Below are 15,562 nucleotides of genomic sequence, written 5' to 3'. Positions count from 1 at the left end.
CGGCCTGTCTTCAGGCCGCCGCTGTCGTTTTAGTTGCCGCCGGCGATGGTCATCTGCTCGATCAGGACCGAGCCGGTTTCCTTGGTGCCGCGCACCAGCGAATCGGCGCCAATGGCCACGATCTGCTGGAACATCTCCTTCATGTTGCCGGCGATGGTGATCTCTTCCACCGGGTACTGGATCACCCCGTTCTCGACCCAATAGCCCGACGCGCCGCGCGAGTAATCGCCCGTCACGTAGTTCACGCCCTGCCCCATCAGCTCGGTCACCAGCAGGCCGGTGCCCAGCTTGCGCAGCATGCCGGCGAAGTCGTCTGCCGGCGTGGTCAGCTTGCTGGAAAGCGTCAGGTTGTGCGAGCCGCCGGCGTTGCCGGTGGTCGTCATGCCCAGCTTGCGCGCCGAGTACGTGGAGAGGAAATAGCCTTCCACCACGCCGCCGCGCACCACATCGCGCGCGTGGGTCTTCACGCCTTCTTCGTCAAAGGGTGCGCTGCCCATGGCGCCCGGCAGGTGGGGCTGCTCGTGGATATGGATATGCGGCGCAAACACCGCCTTGCCCAATGTGTCGTAGAGGAAGGTCGACTTGCGGTACAGCGCGCCGCCTGACACGGCCTGCACGAAGGCGCCGAGCAGACCGGCCGCCAGAGGTGCCTCGAACAGCACCGGGCAGCGGCGCGTCGACAACTGGCGCGCATTCAGGCGGGCCAGCGAGCGCTCGGCGGCATAGCGGCCGATGTCCTCGGGCGCAGCCAGCGCGCCGGGCGCGCGCTTTGACGAGTACCAGTCGTCGCGCTGCATGCCACTGCCGGTGCCGGCGATCGGCGCGCAGGAAATAAAGTGGCGGGAATACGGGTAGCCGCCCGTGAAGCCGCGCGAAGTGGCCAGCACGAACTGCGAATGCTGGGCCGAGACACTAGCGCCGTCGCTATTGCGAATGCGCGGCGAGACCGCGAAGGCGGCCGCCTCGGCGCGCCGCGCTAGCTCGATGGCTTGCTCAGCGTCGATATTCCAGGGGTGGAACAGGTCGAGATCCTGCGGGTTGCGCTCGAGCAGCGCTTCTTCGGCCAGGCCGGCGCAATCGTCTTCCGCGGTGAAGCGAGCGATGTTGTAAGCCGCCTCGGCCGTGGCGCGCAGGGCCGCCGGCGAGAAATCCGAGGTGCTGGCGTTGCCGCGCCGCTGGCCGATCATGACCGTGACGCCCACTACCTTGTCGCGGTTTTGCTCGATGGTTTCCACCTGGCCCTTGCGCACCGACACCGACAGGCCGCTGCCCTCGGAGATCTCGGTAGCCGCATCGGTGGCGCCCAGCTCGCGTGCCACCCGCAGCACATCGGCGGCCATCTCGCTGAGCTGGGCCTGGGTATAAGTGAAGTGGGTGGTCTGGTCTGCGGATTGATCCATTGTGGGCGCGGTCATCAAAAGTCCAAACAAGAATCATAGCAAGATAAAATGCCAACCATGACGCGAAACACCCGCCCCTCCCCCCGGAACGCCTCCGGCTTCCCCGACCCGTTCACCCCTGAGCCGGCCGACGACGACGACATGCTCAAGAGCAAGTCGCAGAAAAAGCGCGATATGCTCGCCCTGCAGGACCTGGGCGTTGAACTCGAAGCCCTGCCCAAGGACCGCCTGGCGCGCGTGCCCATGCCTGAAGCGCTGGCCGACGCCATCCGCGACGCGCGGCGCATCACCAACCACGAAGGCAAGCGCCGCCAGATGCAGTATGTCGGCAAGGTCATGCGCAGGCTGGACGATGACGAAGTGGCCGCCATCCAGCGCGTGCTGGAAGGCTTCAAGGGCACCAGCAAGGCCGAGACGGCTAAGCTGCACCTGGTCGAGCGCTGGCGCGAGCTGCTGCTGGCGGACGACGCCGCGCTGACGAAATTCCTTGCCGAGCATCCGGCCAGCGACGTCCAGGCGCTGCGCAACATCATCCGCAACGCGCGCAAAGAGCACGAGATGAGCAAGCCGCCGCGCTACTTCCGCGAGCTGTTCCAGGCCATCAAGACCGCGCTGGAAGGCAAGCAGGCCGCGGCCACCGGCGAGCAGGAACCCGAGCCGGAAGCCGGCGAATAACCGATAAACGGCATCCCAAACGCAGCAATCAAGGAAATGGGGACAAGATGATGCAAACCACAACGCCCGCGCTGGTCCATCCCGTTGCCCGCAGGCACCCGGACGAACTGCTGGTTGGCTTTGTCTCGATCTCAGACCGTGCGTCGACCGGCACCTACCAGGACGAGGGCATCCCGGCGCTGCGCGACTGGTTCGGGCGCGCCCTGACCTCGCCCTGGCAGGCCGTGGAGCGTCTCATCCCTGACGAGCAGGCGTTGATCTCGCGCACGCTGATCGAGCTGGTCGACGTGGCCGGCTGCGATCTGGTGCTGACCACCGGCGGCACCGGCCCGGCCCGCCGCGACGTCACCCCCGAGGCCACGCTGGCGGTAGGCACCAAGGAAATGCCTGGCTTTGGCGAGCAGATGCGCCAGGTCAGCCTGCACTTCGTGCCCACGGCCATCCTGTCGCGGCAGGTGGCGGTGATTCGCGAAACCGCCAGCCGCGCCGCCCTCATCATCAATCTGCCGGGCCAGCCGCGCGCCATCCGTGAAACCTTGGAAGGCCTGCGCGGCGAGGACGGCAACTCCATCGTGCAAGGCATCTTTGCCGCCGTGCCCTACTGCGTCGACCTGATCGGCGGGCCTTACATCGAGACTGACGAAGCCGTGGCCAAGGTGTGGCGCCCCAAGCACGCGATCCGCGCCAAGCCCGCCGCGTGAACCTCAGGGGGCAGCCACGCTAGCGCAGCCCCAGATACAGCCCTACCGGCACGAACAGCACGGCAGCCACATTGCCCAGCAGCACGATCGACGCCACCTGGTCCGGCTCCTGCCGGAAATGATCGGCCACCAGGAAGTTGAGCACGGCCGGCGGCAGCGACGCGAACACGAACAGCAGCCCGCGCTGGAGCTGGGTCAGCGGCACCACCTGCGCCAGCAGCAAGGCGCAGGCGATGCCAGTCAGCGGACAGACCGCGGCGCCGATTGCGCCCATGCCCCAGTTGCGCAGGCTCACGTCCTTCATGCGCACGCCGAGCGCGAACAACATCAAGGGCACGGTGGCATCGCCCAGCAGCTTGATCGACTGGAACACCGGCTCCGGCAGCGAGAACCACGGCCGCGCCAGCGACAATCCCACCCCCGCCACCGTTGCCAGCACCATCGGATTGCGCGCGATCTGCGTGATCGACGCGTGCCGGTTGACGATCTTCATGCCGATGGTGAAGTGCATCAGGTTGGACGCGGCGAACAGCGCCACGGCGGGCGCCAGCCCGACCGGCCCGAACGCGAACACCGATAGCGGCAAGCCCATGTTGCCGCAATTGTTGAACATCATCGGCGGCACGAAGGTGCGCGGATCCGCCCCCAGCAGCCGCGCGCCAAGCCACGCCAGCAAGCCCGAGCCCAGCACCACGGCAATCGCGCAACCCAGCAGCACAAGCTGGTCGGCCAGCACGAATTCCTTGCTGACAAAGGCAGACACCACCAGCAGCGGCGCGATCACATCGAGCGTGGCGCGGTTGATCCCGGACATGTCGGGGTGCGCGCGGCGCCCGTAGAGCCAGCCGACCAGGATGATCAGGATGACCGGCGTGATGATCGAGACGATGCGCGCAAGCATGGGCGGGTTGCCGTTAAGCCAAAGCGCCCCGCAGGGCGCCTTGGCAGTGACATGGGAGGAGAAAGAATCAGGCGGCCGGGGTATCCGGCGTTGCGCTCGCCTCGGCCGCGGCTGCAGGTGCGGCCGCCGGCGCCGACTGGCGGATGAAGTGCGTGCGGTAGTAGCGCAGCTCTTCCACGGACTCCAGGATATCGGCCAGCGCGGTGTGCAGCTGGCGCTTGATAAAGCCCTTGTGGATGGCCGGCTCCCAGCGCTTGCACAGTTCCTTGAGCGTGGAGACGTCGAGGTTGCGATAGTGGAAGAACGCCTCCAGCTTGGGCATGTAGCGCGCCATGAAGCGGCGGTCCTGGCAGATCGAGTTGCCGCACATGGGCGACTTGCCGGCCGGCACCCAGCGCTTGAGGAAGGCCAGCAGCTCGACCTCGGCCTGGGCTTCGGTCAGGGTCGAGGCCTTGACCTTGTCGATCAGGCCCGAGCGGCCGTGGGTGCCCTTGTTCCAGTTGTCCATGCCATCGAGCACGGCGTCTTCCTGGTGGATCACCAGCACCGGGCCCTCGGCCAGGATGTTGAGTTCGGAGTCCGTCACGACGATGGCGATCTCGATGATGCGGTCCGTGTCGGGCATCAGGCCGGTCATCTCCATGTCCAGCCAGATCAGGTTGTTTTCGCTCTTGACGGATTTGACGCCGCTGGGGACGTGGGTATTTTGGCTGGTCATCTGGACTGCAATCGAAAGGGAAGCAAAAGGGGGCGCGCCCGCGCTCCGGATCAGGAACACGGGGCAGCAGGCACGAACAACTTATAATTCTCGCATATCCGCCGCCGCAGCCGGTTCCAACGCGCTCGGAAACCCGCTTCGGCGGTCCGGCCGCCACCGCGTACGCCAAGGCTTCACACGACAAGGCTCTGCCCGATGTTCACGTTTCTGTTCCTAGCCGCCCTGATGCTGATGGTGCTGACCAAGCTCTGGCTGGCCGCCCGCCAGGTGCGCCATGTGGCGCAACACCGTCATGCGGTGCCGGCCCGATTTGCCGACACCATTACGCTGTCCTCCCACCAGAAGGCGGCCGACTACACCATCGCCCGCACCCGGCTGTCGATGCTGGAGGTGCTGGCTGGCGCCGCGCTGCTGATCGTGCTGACCATGCTGGGCGGGCTGCAGTGGATCAACCAGTTCTGGATCGGCACCTTCGGCCCGGGCTATGCCTACAGCGTGGCGCTGATCGCCAGCGTGGCCGTAATCGGGGGCCTGGTTGACCTGCCCTTCTCGCTCTACGGGCAGTTCGGCATCGAGCAGCGCTTTGGCTTCAACCGCATGGGCTGGAAGCTCTACCTGGCCGATCTGCTCAAGATGACCGCCGTTGGCTGCGCGCTCGGCCTGCCCTTGCTGCTCGCCGTGCTATGGCTGATGGCACATATGGGCGAGTACTGGTGGGCGTGGACCTGGCTGACGTGGATCGCCTTCACGATCTTTGTGCAGATGATTGCCCCGTCGGTGATCATGCCGCTGTTCAACCGCTTCGAGCCGCTGGCCAATGCCTCGCTGGAAGCCCGCATCACCCGCCTGCTGCAGAAATGCGGCTTTCGCAGCCGCGGCCTGTTCGTCATGGACGGCAGCAAGCGCAGCGCGCACGGCAATGCCTACTTCACCGGGTTCGGCGCGGCCAAGCGCATCGTTTTCTTCGACACGCTGATGGAGCGCCTTGCCGATGACGAGATCGAAGCGGTGCTGGCGCATGAGCTTGGCCACTTCAAGCGGCGCCACATCCTGAAGGGCATGCTGGTCAGCTTCGCGCTGAGCCTGGTGTTTCTCGCCGCGCTGGGCTGGCTTTCCAGCCGCACGTGGTTCTACACCGGGCTGGGCGTGCTGCCCAACCTGGGCACCACCAATCACGCCCTGGCCCTCGTGCTGTTCTTCCTGACCTTGCCGGTTTTCACCTTCCTGCTTGGCCCCCTGGCCAGCCTGACCTCGCGCCGCCATGAGTTCGAGGCGGATGCGTTTGCGGCCGGGCAGACCGATGCCGGCCACCTGGTCTCTGCCCTCGTCAAGCTCTACAAGGACAATGCCTCTACCTTGACCCCCGACCCGATCTACAGCGCCTTCTACTACTCGCACCCACCGGCAGCACAGCGGATCGACCGCCTGCTGGCGCACGCATGAGCCGCGCCGCCAGCCGGGGAGGCCCGCAGCGCGCCCCAAGCCCTGCCAAAGCCAATGCCAATGGCGCCGCCGCCGAGGAGGCGCTGATCGTCGCCGCGCACGGCCGCCACTATGTGATCGAACTGGACGACGGCAGCCGCCTGCACGGTTTCCCGCGCGGCAAGCGCAGCGAATGCGCGGTCGGCGACCGCGTCACCATCGAGCGCGCCGCGTCCGACCAGTGCGTGATCACCGGCTTCAAGCCGCGCAAGAACCTGCTGCATCGCTCGGACCAGTTCAAGTCCAAGCTGCTGGCCGCCAACATTGACCAGGTAGTGATCGTGCTGGCGACCGAGCCGGGCTTCTCGGAAGACCTGCTGGGCCGCGCGCTGGTGTCCGCCGAAGCACTGGGCATCCGTCCGCTGATCATCCTCAACAAGATCGACCTGACCGAGCGGCTGGAAGAAGCGCGCGGCCGCCTGGAGCTGTACCGCGGGCTTGGCTACGAGACGCTGTTCCTGTCGGTGCACGGCTCGCCGGACGATACGCTGGCGCAGTTGCGCCCGCAGCTGGCGCACCGCGCCAGCATCCTGATCGGCCAGTCGGGCATGGGCAAGTCCTCGCTGCTGAACCTGCTGATCCCGGGCGTGGAAGCGCAAACGCGGGAAATCTCCGCCAAGCTGGATTCGGGCAAGCACACCACCACCTTCACCCGCCTCTACCACCTGCCCGCCAGTGTGGATGGCGAGGCCGATGGCGTGGATAGCGCGGATGGCGCGGATCCTCAAGCGCGCCAGCGTGGCTGCCTGATCGATTCGCCGGGTTTCCAGGAGTTCGGCCTGCACCACCTGAGCGAAGGCATGCTGGAGCGCGCGTTCCCCGAATTCCGCCCACGCCTGACCGAGTGCCGCTTCTACAATTGCCACCACATCAACGAGCCCGGCTGCGGCGTGCTGGCGTCGATGAAGGCCGGCGAGATCTCCGGCCGGCGCCACCAGCTCTACACGCAGCTGCTGCACGAATCCCGCCAGCAAAAGCCGTGGTAAGGTAATCGGGCGCGCCGCATGAGGGCAAACGGGCATGCGGCGCACCCGATCCCGATGAAACTACTGCTATCGACCCCTTCCCTCGTCCATGCCGCGCACTGCCAGAACGTGCTGGAAGCCGCCGGCATCCGCGCCGACCTGCGCAATACATGGCTGGCTGGCGCCATGGGCGACATCCCGTTTCGCGAAAGCGCGCCCCAGGTCTGGCTGATCGACGATGAACGGGAGGCCGAGGCCTGGGAGGTGTTGCACGCCGCCGCCAATCCGGCGCCGGGGCCGCGATGGGCCTGCATGTCCTGCGGGGAATGGCACGATGCGCAGTTCGGCTCGTGCTGGCAATGCGGCGCGCCGCGGCAACCCTGAAAGCAAAGCGCCCGCGGCAAGCGCGGGCGTCGATGGTCAACGGCCAACGGATACGGCGGGGTTGGCTCAGCCCACCCAGAGCGCCAGCGACAACATCGCCAGCAGCAGCATCCACAGCACGACGGCACGCCACACCAGGCCGATGGCCGATTGCAGCGTACGCACGTTGGGTTCCACCCCGAATTCCGGCGCGACCGCCTCGGGCTCGCTATCGTCTTCCATGCCCGGTGCGTAGTCCACCGCCGGCCCGGCCAGGCTGGTGCGCAGCACCACGGCAGTACTCTCTTCCGCCAGAGGCACCCCCAGGCGCACGCCAAGCGCGCCGCCGCCGCTGGCAAGCAGGATGCCGTTGACGGCATCGTTCCACTTGCGCGCATGGTTGCGCCACGCATAGACCGCGTCCTCGAAATTGCCAACGATGGCAAAGCCGACCGAGGTCAGCCGCGAAGGAATCCAGTCCAGCAGGTAGAAGGCACGCGCGGCAAAGTGGCCCAGCGCGGGGCTGCGCTCCGTGGAGGGGATATTCCAGTGGCGCGCGAGGTACTCGGCGATGCGGTACAAGACCACGCCACCCGGGCCGATCGGCACCAGGAACCAGAAAAACACCCCGAACACATGCCGGTGCACTGCCACGATGGCGGCTTCCAGGGTGTGCCGGACGATTTCCGTGACCGGCATTTCGATGGTTTCGAGACCGGTCCACTGGTGCAGCAGCGCGCGGGCGCGCGGCAGGTCATCGCGGTTGAGCGCCTCGTGGATATCGGTGAAGAAGTGGCTGAACTGCCGGAAACCCAGGGTGAGGTAGAGCAGCAGGACATTCCACGCCAGCGTGAGCGCCACGCTGATGGAAGCCAGCAGGTAGTGCACCACCATGGCGGTCAGCGTGAGCGGCAGCACCACTGTGAACCAGGCCAGCGCGGTATCGCGCGGACGCCCGGTGTCAAAGGCATGCTCGGCGCGCTCGGCAAGAACGCGCACGATGTCGTAGATCGGATTGTTGCGGCCCAGGGCGCGGAACTGCTCGGCGATCAGCGCGAGGAGAACGGATACAAATGTCATCTCTGGTCTGGGTGTCGATGGCCAGGGCGCATCAGGCGGCGCGTGTGCCGGGCTGATCGCTTATCTTATCTATAGCGAGACGATAGCATACGGCAAACCCGCCCAGACAAAGCACCGCGGCCCGCCGGCAAAGCGGGCGGGCTGCGGGCTGCCGAGGCAACGCCTCAGGGCAGGTCAAACACCAGCACTTCGGCACCATCGCCGTGCGCCAGGGTCACGGCCTCGGCGCCTTCCAGCTGTGCGGCATCGCCCGCTTCCAGCGCCTTGCCATTGACGGTGACGCGGCCACGCGCCACATGCACATAGGCCTTGCGCCCGGGTGCCAGCGCCAGCGTGGCGGACTCGTCCGCATCAAACAAGCCGGCATACAGGCGCATGTCCTGATGGATCACCACCGAGCCCTCCGCACCGTCGCGGCTGCCCACCAGGCGCAGCCGGCCACGCTTGTCGGCCGCCGGAAAGTGCTTTTCCTCGTAGCCGGGCTCAAGGTCGGACTTCTCCGGCAGGATCCAGATCTGCAGGAAGTGCGTGGTGTCGTGTGCGGCGTGGTTGTACTCCGAGTGCCGCACACCGGTGCCCGCGCTCATGCGCTGCACGTCGCCGGGGCGGATCACGCTGCCGTTGCCCATGCTGTCCTTGTGGGCCAGCTCGCCTTCGAGCACATAGCTGATGATTTCCATGTCGCGGTGGCCATGGGTGCCAAAACCCATGCCCGGCGCTACACGGTCTTCATTGATGACGCGCAGCGGCCCGAACTGCACGTGCTTGGGATCGTAGTAGTCCGCGAAGGAAAACGTATGGTACGACTTGAGCCAGCCATGATCGGCATAGCCACGTTCACCCGCCTTTCTGATTTCAATCATTTTGACGGCCCTCCTTCAGGCCACATCGGCGCAGGAGCTGGGTTAATCCTAGTCCTGGCCTTGCGCTACGTTTCGATGCTAGGCAGTTTAGGGTGGCAGGCGTATATTTGGCGGACCGATCTTAGAAGCATTCATTCAGAAATTCTGAACATGGCACTCTCTCTCGAATCCCTGGAAGTTCTTGACGCCATCGAGCGCAAGGGCAGCTTCGCAGCCGCCGCGCACGAGATGGGCAAAGTGCCCTCCGCGCTCACCTATGTGGTGCGCAAGCTGGAGGAAGACCTGGACGTGCTGCTGTTCGACCGACGCCGCCACCGCGCCGAGCTCACGCCCGCCGGGCGCGCCTTGCTGGACGAAGGCCGCCACCTGCTGCACGCCGCCGACGACCTGGCCCGCCGCGTCAAGCGGCTGGCCACCGGCTGGGAAGCCACCCTGACCATCGTGGTCGACGACCTGATCAATTTCCGCGCCCTGCTGCCGGTCATCCAGGACTTCTATGCCGAGAACGATGCCACCCGGCTGCGCTTTGCCAAGGAGGTGCTGGGCGGCGCGTGGGATGCGCTGGTCAGCAGCCGCGCCGACCTGGTGATCGGCGGCGCCTACGATGCGCCGAGCACCCAGGGCTTCCAGGTGCGCGCGCTGGGCTCCATGCCCTTTGTCTTCGCGGTGGCCGCGCATCATCCGCTGGCGACGGAGCCCGGCCCGCTGACCACCCTGCAGATCGCCAAGCACCGCATCGTGGCCGTGGGCGATACCTCGCGCAACCTGCCCGCGCGCACCCATGGCGTGCTCGCCGGGCAGGACGTGCTGGTGGTGCCCACCATGCGCGACAAGCTCGAAGCCCAGATCCGCGGCCTGGGCTGCGGCTGGCTGCCGGCGCCCATGGCGCAGCCCTTTATCGAAAGCGGCGTGCTGCAGGCACGCGAGACCCTGGAGGTGCGCGCCCCCGGCAATTTCAAGGTAGCCTGGCGCACCAGCACGCGCGGCAAGGCGCTGCAATGGTGGGCCAACAAGCTGGACGACCCGCGCCTGGCGCAAGCCCTGCTCCAGCAGCAGCCGGGCCAGCCTGACTAAGCACCAGACTAAGCACCGGATCCATCACCGTCTAACACCTGCTTTCGCCATGTCTACCCACCCGAGCCTGGCGCCCAGCTACCGGGGCCGCTTTGCGCCCTCCCCCACCGGCCCGTTGCACATGGGCTCGCTGGTCACCGCGCTGGCCAGCTGGCTCGACGCACGCGCCCATCTTGGCAGCTGGCTGGTGCGCATCGAGGACATCGACTATCCGCGCTGCGTGCGCGGCGCGGACCAGCAGATCCTGCGCGCCCTGGCGCGGCTCGGCCTGCATCCGGACGAGCCGCCGCAATGGCAGAGCCGGCGCGAAGCGCTGTACGCCGAGGCGCTGCGCCAGCTCGATGCCGACCACCGGACTTATCCCTGCGGATGCTCGCGCAAGGAAATCGCCGACTCGCTGCTGCATGCGCGCGAGCGCCACCAGACGCTCGGGTATCCCGGCACCTGCCGCGACGGCCTGCATGGCAAGCTGCCCCGCGCCTGGCGGGTGCGGGTGCCAGACGGCGACGCCGCGCTGATCTGCTTCGACGACCGCTGGCAAGGCCGGCAATGCCAGGACCTCGCGACCGAACTCGGCGACTTCGTGCTGCGGCGTGCCGATGGCTTGTGGGCCTACCAGCTGGCGGTAGTGGTCGACGATGGGCACCAGGGCATCACGCATATCGTGCGTGGCGCCGACCTGCTCGACTCCACGCCGCGGCAGATCCATCTGCAGCATCTGCTGGGGCTGCCCACGCCGTCGTACCTGCATGTGCCGGTGGTGACCAATGCGCTGGGCGAGAAGCTCAGCAAGCAAAGCGGCGCGCAGGCCATCGACGACCTCGATCCGCTGGCGGCGCTGCGCACGGCCGGCGCGCACCTGGGACTGGCGAGCGCGGCGCAATCGGTGCAGAGCTGGCTGAGCGATGCCATTGCCGGCTGGGCGGCCTTGCTGGAAAGCCTGCCCGCCCACGCGCACGGCGAAGCGGCGACGCATCCCTGAATGGCATGAGGCCCAAAACAAGAGAGGCGCCCGAAGGCGCCTCTCTTGCTGGCTGCGGCGGCAGCGATCCGCTACGCGCGGTGCCGCGCCGTGGCGCTCAGGACTTGCGCGGCACGCCGCCCAGCAGCGCCGCCAGCTGCCGCTTGGGCGCCGGGCGGCCGCGGCCAAAGGCGGCGGCATTGTTGTCCGTCACCTCGGGCTGCGCGGCGATCGCCGCGGCGCTCGGCTCGTAAGGACGCGAGAAGAAGGAATCGTCGGACGGGCGGAACGCGTTGCGCGAGCTGGCCGGATCGTTGCGGCGCGCACGCGGCTCCTCACCGTCGCCATTGACGCGCGGGCGGCGCACTTCGGTGCGGGCACGGCGGCGGTCGTTCTCGTCAGCGCGGGCGCCGGCACCGGTGGGGTCGAACCCCACCAGCGCGGTACGCGGCAGGCTGCGCTTGAGCAGCTTCTCGATATCGACCAGCAGGCGCTCATCGGCCGGCACGTAGATCGACAGGGCATCGCCGCTGGCGCCGGCACGGCCGGTACGGCCGATGCGGTGGATGTAGTCTTCGGCGCTGAACGGCAGGTCGAAGTTGATCACGCAGGGCATGTCGGGAATGTCGAGGCCGCGTGCTGCCACGTCGGTGGCGACCAGCGCATCGATATTGCCTTGCTTGAAGCCATCCAGCGTCTGCATGCGCTCGGTCTGGGTCTTGTCGCCGTGGATGGCGGCGGCGTTGATGCCCTCGCGCTCCAGGTGGCGCGCCAGGCGCGAGCAGCCGATCTTGCTGTTGACGAAGACGATGCACTGGCGCGACAGGCCTTCGGCGGCGCGCTTCTTCAGCAGGTGCACCACGGCGGCCTGCTTGTGGCCGTCTTCGACCTGGAACACGGTCTGGCGCACGTTCTCGTTAGCCGAGTTGCTGCGCGCCACTTCGATGGTGACCGGCTGGCGCAGGTAGCTGGCGGCCAGCCGCTTGATTTCGTTCGAGAAGGTCGCCGAGAACAGCAGCGTCTGGCGCTGTGCCGGCAGCAGGTTGATGATGCGCTGCAGGTCGGGCAGGAAACCCATGTCGAGCATGCGGTCGGCCTCGTCCAGCACCAGCATCTGCACTTGCGACAGGTTCACCGACTTTTGCTGCACGTGGTCGAGCAGCCGGCCCGGCGTTGCCACCAGGATTTCCACGCCGCGGCGCAGCGCCTCGGTCTGCGGGTTCATGTCCACGCCGCCGAACACCACCGTGCTGCGCAGGTCCGTGAAGCGCGCGTAGCGGGCCACGTTGTCGTAGACCTGGTCGGCCAGTTCGCGGGTGGGGGTGAGCATCAGGGCGCGCACCGGATGGCGGGCCGGCGAGGCGCTGGCGCTGGCCAGCGGCAGGAGGCGCTGGATGATCGGCAGCGCAAAGCCGGCGGTCTTGCCGGTGCCGGTCTGGGCCGCGCCCATCACGTCCTTGCCCAGCAGCACCACGGGAATCGCCTGCTCCTGGATGGGAGTGGGCTTGGTGTAGCCCTGCTCGGACAGCGCGCGCTGGATGCGCGCATCCAGCCCGAAGCTGTCGAAGGTGATCTCGGGGGTGGTCTGGTCAGTGGTCGTAGTCGTCATGGTTTCCGTGTCTTGCAGGAGGCGAACCCGGCGCCAACGGACACGCGTCTTGAACCGAGCGGGGGAGATCTGCGCATGGATTTAAGGGCCGGCCGCGCGGGGCGCGTTGTGCTGCTGCACGCCACTGCAAGCCGTCGTCTGTCCGTGCCTCTGCGGGCAATTCCGCCGCGCGATCAATAGCTCATGTAAATCAAAGACTTAGATTGTAGCATTAGCGGCCCATTTAAGGGTAGTCCGGGTGTGGCGGCTACGCCAGTTTCGGCGTCGCGGATTTCAACTTTATGTCACCGGGCGCGTGGTCGCCGTGTTGCGGTCAAGTCGCCGCTCCTGGCCGCCCTTACCCGGCAGGCGAGCCCTGCTCGATGCTGCGCAAGCGCAAGCGGGAGGCGCGCCTCACCGCACGTGCCAGGCGCATGCCGCCGGGCCTGCTGCGCCCAGGGTCATCCAACGCGCGGCCGGCCTACGACAGAAGACCTGGGTAACCGTGTGAAACGACTGCTGAGCGGCGCAAGCGCGCCTGGTGGGAACGCCAGCCATGCCGCCAGCGCGCCGGAGATAGAGCCGGGAAACAACGCCAGCAACTGACCGCCACCTGGCTGACCGGGTAACAGACTTACCGGATTACCGGCTTACCGGCTAAGCGGGGGGAGGGCCGCATGCATTCACTGCATGCGGCCCCTTTTTCCATTGCGGCTTAGTCCAGTTTCGCGCCCGACTCGGCCACCAGCGTCTTCCACACCGGCCATTCCCGCGCAAAGATGGCTTGCGACTGGGCAGGCGTGCTGCCCACCGGGCGCAGGCCCAGCGCGGCGAAACGCGCCTGCATGTCCGGCGCCTGGATCAGCGCGCGCACCTCTTCATCCAGCTTCGCCACCACCGGCGCGGGCGTGCCGACCGGCGCCAGCAACCCAATCCAGCCCAACACCTTGAACGCGTTGTCGTCCATGCCCGCCTCGGCAAAGGTCGGCAGGTCCGGCAGCACCAGGCTGCGCTGCGTGCCCGTCACCGCGATGGCCTTGAGCTTGCCGCTCTGGATGTAAGGCTTGGCCGACAGCACGCTGGCCACGGCCCACTGCACCTGGCCGCCAAGCAGGTCCTGCAGCATGGGGGCCTCGCCCTTGTATGGCACATGCACCATATCGCCGTGCGTGACCTTGCTGAAATACGCGCCGGCGAGGTGCGGATAAGAGCCGACACCCCAGGAGGCATAGCTGACCTTTCCCTTGTGAGCGCGGCCGTAGTCGGCCAGCTCCTTGACTGACTTGACCGGCAGCGACGGCGTAGTGACCAGCACCAGCGGCGCATCGGCGATCACGTTGACCAGCGTCAGGTCCTTGCGCGGATCGTAGGGCAGCCGGTTGTAGAGGAACTGGTTGGTCAGCACGGACTGCGTGATCGTGACCAGCAGCGTGTAGCCGTCCGGCGCCGCCTTGGCCACCGCGTCCGTGCCGATGATGCCGGAGGCGCCGGCCTTGTTGTCCACGATGATGGGCTGGCCGAGCTTCTTGCTCAGCTTCTCGCCCAGCGCGCGTGCCACGATGTCGCTGCCGCCGCCGGCCGCGTAGGGGACCACCACGCGCACCGGCTTGGCCGGGTAAGCATCGGCCATGGCGTGGGAGGTCATCAGGGAAGTGCCGCCAAGGGCAAGCGCAAGCAAAGCGCGTCGAACCATGCCTAGTCTCCAGAAATCTTCTTTTATTGGTCGGGACATGCTTACCGACTTGAGAAAATACGTCCAATGCAATATTTTTCAGTTTTCCATGCACAGAACGCAAAATCATGGGCCTGCGCCGCCTGCATCATTTCGTCACCCTGATCGAGCAAGGCAGCTTTGCCCGCGCCGCCACGGCGCTGCACCTGTCGCAACCGGCGCTCTCGCGCAGCATCCAGGGCCTGGAAGACGAATTCGGCAGCCAGCTGCTTGACCGCAGCTACGGCAAGGCGCGCCCCACCGCCTCCGGCAGCATCGTGCTGGAACGGGCGCGCCGCATGTTGCGCGAAGGCCGCGAGCTGCGGCGCGACCTGGAACTGCTGCGCGACGTGGAGATGGGCGAAGTGAGCGTAGGCTTTGGCCCGTTTGCCGCGGCCATCCTGATGGAGCCCGTGCTGACGGCGCTACTCGCGCGCTATCCCAAGCTGCGAATCGATATCGAGATCGCGGACACGCCTTCGATGGTGCAAAAGCTCAAGGCCGAGCAGCTGGACTTTTTTGTGGGCGAGAGCCAGAGCCTGAAGGACGAAGCGCAGCTGCGGATCGACCGCTTGCGCTCGCTGGAGACCAGCTTCTTCGTGCGCAGCGGCCATGCGCTGGCCGCGCGCGGGGCGCCCGCGCTGACCGGCCTGCTGGCGTATCCCGTGGCCGGCCCGCGCATCCCGGCGCGGGTGGCGGACTTCTTTCGCGAGCGCATCCGCGCCGAGGCTGGCGAGGGCGCGCGCGAGCTGCTCACGGTGACCTGCGACGACATGCACACGCTGCGCACCCTGATCCTCAACACCGACGCCATCGGCCTGGTGCCCAGGGCCATGATGACCGAGGAGCAGGCCAGCGGTGCGCTCGTGGCCCTGCAGGTCACGCCGCCGATCGATCTCAAGGCCGCGTATGGGCTGGTGTCGCTCGCCGGACGCTCGCTGTCGCCGGCGGCGCAGGCGCTGGTCGGCCTGGTTCACCAGATCCTGCCGGGGCCGCCCGCGATGCACGACAAGCTGCCTCTGTCTCGTAGCCACCCGGAGCCGCTTAGCGCCGCTTAGAGCCACCTGGAGCGGCGCAAGA

The 15,562-nt window shown here is 67.0% G+C and carries 15 protein-coding genes; 8 read left to right on the top strand and 7 right to left on the bottom strand.

Going from position 1 to position 15,562, the window contains the following annotated elements; translation table 11 throughout:
• Window positions 1-29 precede the first annotated feature (29 nt).
• Entirely contained in the window at window positions 30-1,400 is a 1,371-nt protein-coding gene (gene pmbA, locus A9975_RS32420) for a metalloprotease PmbA (RefSeq protein ID WP_150990801.1), read from the bottom strand.
• 57 nt (window positions 1,401-1,457) lie between these two features.
• Between pmbA and yjgA the strand changes: the two genes are divergently transcribed.
• Together yjgA and mog are read left to right on the top strand one after the other, a co-directional pair.
• Window positions 1,458-2,075, top strand: coding sequence for a ribosome biogenesis factor YjgA (yjgA, locus tag A9975_RS32415; protein ID WP_370565953.1), 618 nt, complete (start codon window positions 1,458-1,460; stop codon window positions 2,073-2,075).
• Between the two features lie 47 nt (window positions 2,076-2,122).
• Complete coding sequence (gene mog, locus A9975_RS32410) at window positions 2,123-2,776, top strand: molybdopterin adenylyltransferase (RefSeq protein WP_183036305.1); 654 nt, start codon at window positions 2,123-2,125, stop codon at window positions 2,774-2,776.
• Window positions 2,777-2,795: 19 nt separating this feature from the next.
• Here mog and A9975_RS32405 read toward each other — a convergent pair whose 3' ends face one another.
• A complete protein-coding gene (locus A9975_RS32405) occupies window positions 2,796-3,677 on the bottom strand; it encodes an AEC family transporter (RefSeq protein WP_183036304.1) in 882 nt (293 codons plus the stop codon).
• Window positions 3,678-3,744: 67 nt separating this feature from the next.
• Window positions 3,745-4,395 (bottom strand): oligoribonuclease, encoded by a 651-nt coding sequence (gene orn, locus A9975_RS32400; protein ID WP_043348190.1) that lies wholly within the window; start codon window positions 4,393-4,395, stop codon window positions 3,745-3,747.
• 195 nt (window positions 4,396-4,590) lie between these two features.
• Here orn and A9975_RS32395 point away from each other — a divergent pair, with 195 nt between their 5' ends.
• From A9975_RS32395 to A9975_RS32385, 3 genes are read left to right on the top strand one after another with little or no spacing between them, the layout of a single operon-like run.
• Window positions 4,591-5,838 carry a M48 family metallopeptidase gene (locus A9975_RS32395; protein ID WP_183036303.1) on the top strand — a complete coding sequence of 416 codons (1,248 nt, stop codon included), beginning with the start codon at window positions 4,591-4,593 and terminating at the stop codon, window positions 5,836-5,838.
• The gene (gene rsgA / locus A9975_RS32390; protein WP_183036302.1) at window positions 5,835-6,863 is read left to right on the top strand and encodes a ribosome small subunit-dependent GTPase A; all 1,029 of its coding nucleotides are present in this window, start codon (window positions 5,835-5,837) and stop codon (window positions 6,861-6,863) included. Before A9975_RS32395 ends, rsgA begins: the two co-directional genes overlap by 4 nt.
• Before the next feature lie 54 nt (window positions 6,864-6,917).
• A complete protein-coding gene (locus tag A9975_RS32385; protein ID WP_183036301.1) occupies window positions 6,918-7,226 on the top strand; it encodes a putative signal transducing protein in 309 nt (102 codons plus the stop codon).
• 66 nt (window positions 7,227-7,292) lie between these two features.
• Here A9975_RS32385 and A9975_RS32380 read toward each other — a convergent pair whose 3' ends face one another.
• Window positions 7,293-8,285 carry a CobD/CbiB family protein gene (locus A9975_RS32380; protein WP_183036300.1) on the bottom strand — a complete coding sequence of 331 codons (993 nt, stop codon included), beginning with the start codon at window positions 8,283-8,285 and terminating at the stop codon, window positions 7,293-7,295.
• A gap of 164 nt (window positions 8,286-8,449) precedes the next feature.
• Entirely contained in the window at window positions 8,450-9,148 is a 699-nt protein-coding gene (locus A9975_RS32375) for a pirin family protein (RefSeq protein ID WP_150990819.1), read from the bottom strand.
• 150 nt (window positions 9,149-9,298) lie between these two features.
• Here A9975_RS32375 and A9975_RS32370 point away from each other — a divergent pair, with 150 nt between their 5' ends.
• Window positions 9,299-10,222, top strand: a complete 924-nt coding sequence (locus tag A9975_RS32370) for a LysR family transcriptional regulator (RefSeq protein WP_150990821.1) — start codon at window positions 9,299-9,301, stop codon at window positions 10,220-10,222.
• A gap of 49 nt (window positions 10,223-10,271) precedes the next feature.
• The gene (gene gluQRS, locus A9975_RS32365) at window positions 10,272-11,204 is read left to right on the top strand and encodes a tRNA glutamyl-Q(34) synthetase GluQRS (protein ID WP_183036299.1); all 933 of its coding nucleotides are present in this window, start codon (window positions 10,272-10,274) and stop codon (window positions 11,202-11,204) included.
• A 97-nt stretch (window positions 11,205-11,301) separates the two neighbouring features.
• Here the strand turns inward: gluQRS and A9975_RS32360 are convergent, their stop codons facing one another.
• Together A9975_RS32360 and A9975_RS32355 are read right to left on the bottom strand one after the other, a co-directional pair.
• Complete coding sequence (locus A9975_RS32360; RefSeq protein WP_183036298.1) at window positions 11,302-12,792, bottom strand: DEAD/DEAH box helicase; 1,491 nt, start codon at window positions 12,790-12,792, stop codon at window positions 11,302-11,304.
• A 694-nt stretch (window positions 12,793-13,486) separates the two neighbouring features.
• The gene (locus A9975_RS32355) at window positions 13,487-14,464 is read right to left on the bottom strand and encodes a tripartite tricarboxylate transporter substrate binding protein (RefSeq protein WP_183036297.1); all 978 of its coding nucleotides are present in this window, start codon (window positions 14,462-14,464) and stop codon (window positions 13,487-13,489) included.
• Between the two features lie 107 nt (window positions 14,465-14,571).
• On the opposite strand from A9975_RS32355, the gene A9975_RS32350 reads away from it, so the two are divergent.
• Window positions 14,572-15,540: a LysR family transcriptional regulator gene (locus A9975_RS32350; RefSeq protein ID WP_183036296.1), complete on the top strand. Its 969-nt coding sequence runs from the start codon at window positions 14,572-14,574 to the stop codon at window positions 15,538-15,540.
• The last annotated feature ends 22 nt before the right edge of the window (window positions 15,541-15,562 follow it).

The organism is Cupriavidus sp. UME77, from assembly GCF_014170355.1.
Lineage (GTDB): Bacteria > Pseudomonadota > Gammaproteobacteria > Burkholderiales > Burkholderiaceae > Cupriavidus > Cupriavidus basilensis.
This window is presented reverse-complemented; position numbering and strand designations above follow the sequence as displayed.

Excerpts from the sequence above, each read along its gene's own strand:
- gluQRS (WP_183036299.1), top strand. The coding sequence starts at position 10,272 with ATGTCTACCCACCCGAGCCTGGCGCCCAGCTACCGGGGCCGCTTTGCG.
- A9975_RS32375 (WP_150990819.1), bottom strand. The coding sequence starts at position 9,148 with ATGATTGAAATCAGAAAGGCGGGTGAACGTGGCTATGCCGATCATGGC.
- A9975_RS32355 (WP_183036297.1), bottom strand. The coding sequence starts at position 14,464 with ATGGTTCGACGCGCTTTGCTTGCGCTTGCCCTTGGCGGCACTTCCCTG.
- A9975_RS32350 (WP_183036296.1), top strand. The coding sequence starts at position 14,572 with ATGGGCCTGCGCCGCCTGCATCATTTCGTCACCCTGATCGAGCAAGGC.
- rsgA (WP_183036302.1), top strand. The coding sequence starts at position 5,835 with ATGAGCCGCGCCGCCAGCCGGGGAGGCCCGCAGCGCGCCCCAAGCCCT.
- A9975_RS32405 (WP_183036304.1), bottom strand. The coding sequence starts at position 3,677 with ATGCTTGCGCGCATCGTCTCGATCATCACGCCGGTCATCCTGATCATC.
- A9975_RS32385 (WP_183036301.1), top strand. The coding sequence starts at position 6,918 with ATGAAACTACTGCTATCGACCCCTTCCCTCGTCCATGCCGCGCACTGC.
- A9975_RS32380 (WP_183036300.1), bottom strand. The coding sequence starts at position 8,285 with ATGACATTTGTATCCGTTCTCCTCGCGCTGATCGCCGAGCAGTTCCGC.
- orn (WP_043348190.1), bottom strand. The coding sequence starts at position 4,395 with ATGACCAGCCAAAATACCCACGTCCCCAGCGGCGTCAAATCCGTCAAG.
- mog (WP_183036305.1), top strand. The coding sequence starts at position 2,123 with ATGATGCAAACCACAACGCCCGCGCTGGTCCATCCCGTTGCCCGCAGG.
- A9975_RS32395 (WP_183036303.1), top strand. The coding sequence starts at position 4,591 with ATGTTCACGTTTCTGTTCCTAGCCGCCCTGATGCTGATGGTGCTGACC.
- A9975_RS32370 (WP_150990821.1), top strand. The coding sequence starts at position 9,299 with ATGGCACTCTCTCTCGAATCCCTGGAAGTTCTTGACGCCATCGAGCGC.
- pmbA (WP_150990801.1), bottom strand. The coding sequence starts at position 1,400 with ATGGATCAATCCGCAGACCAGACCACCCACTTCACTTATACCCAGGCC.
- yjgA (WP_370565953.1), top strand. The coding sequence starts at position 1,458 with ATGACGCGAAACACCCGCCCCTCCCCCCGGAACGCCTCCGGCTTCCCC.
- A9975_RS32360 (WP_183036298.1), bottom strand. The coding sequence starts at position 12,792 with ATGACGACTACGACCACTGACCAGACCACCCCCGAGATCACCTTCGAC.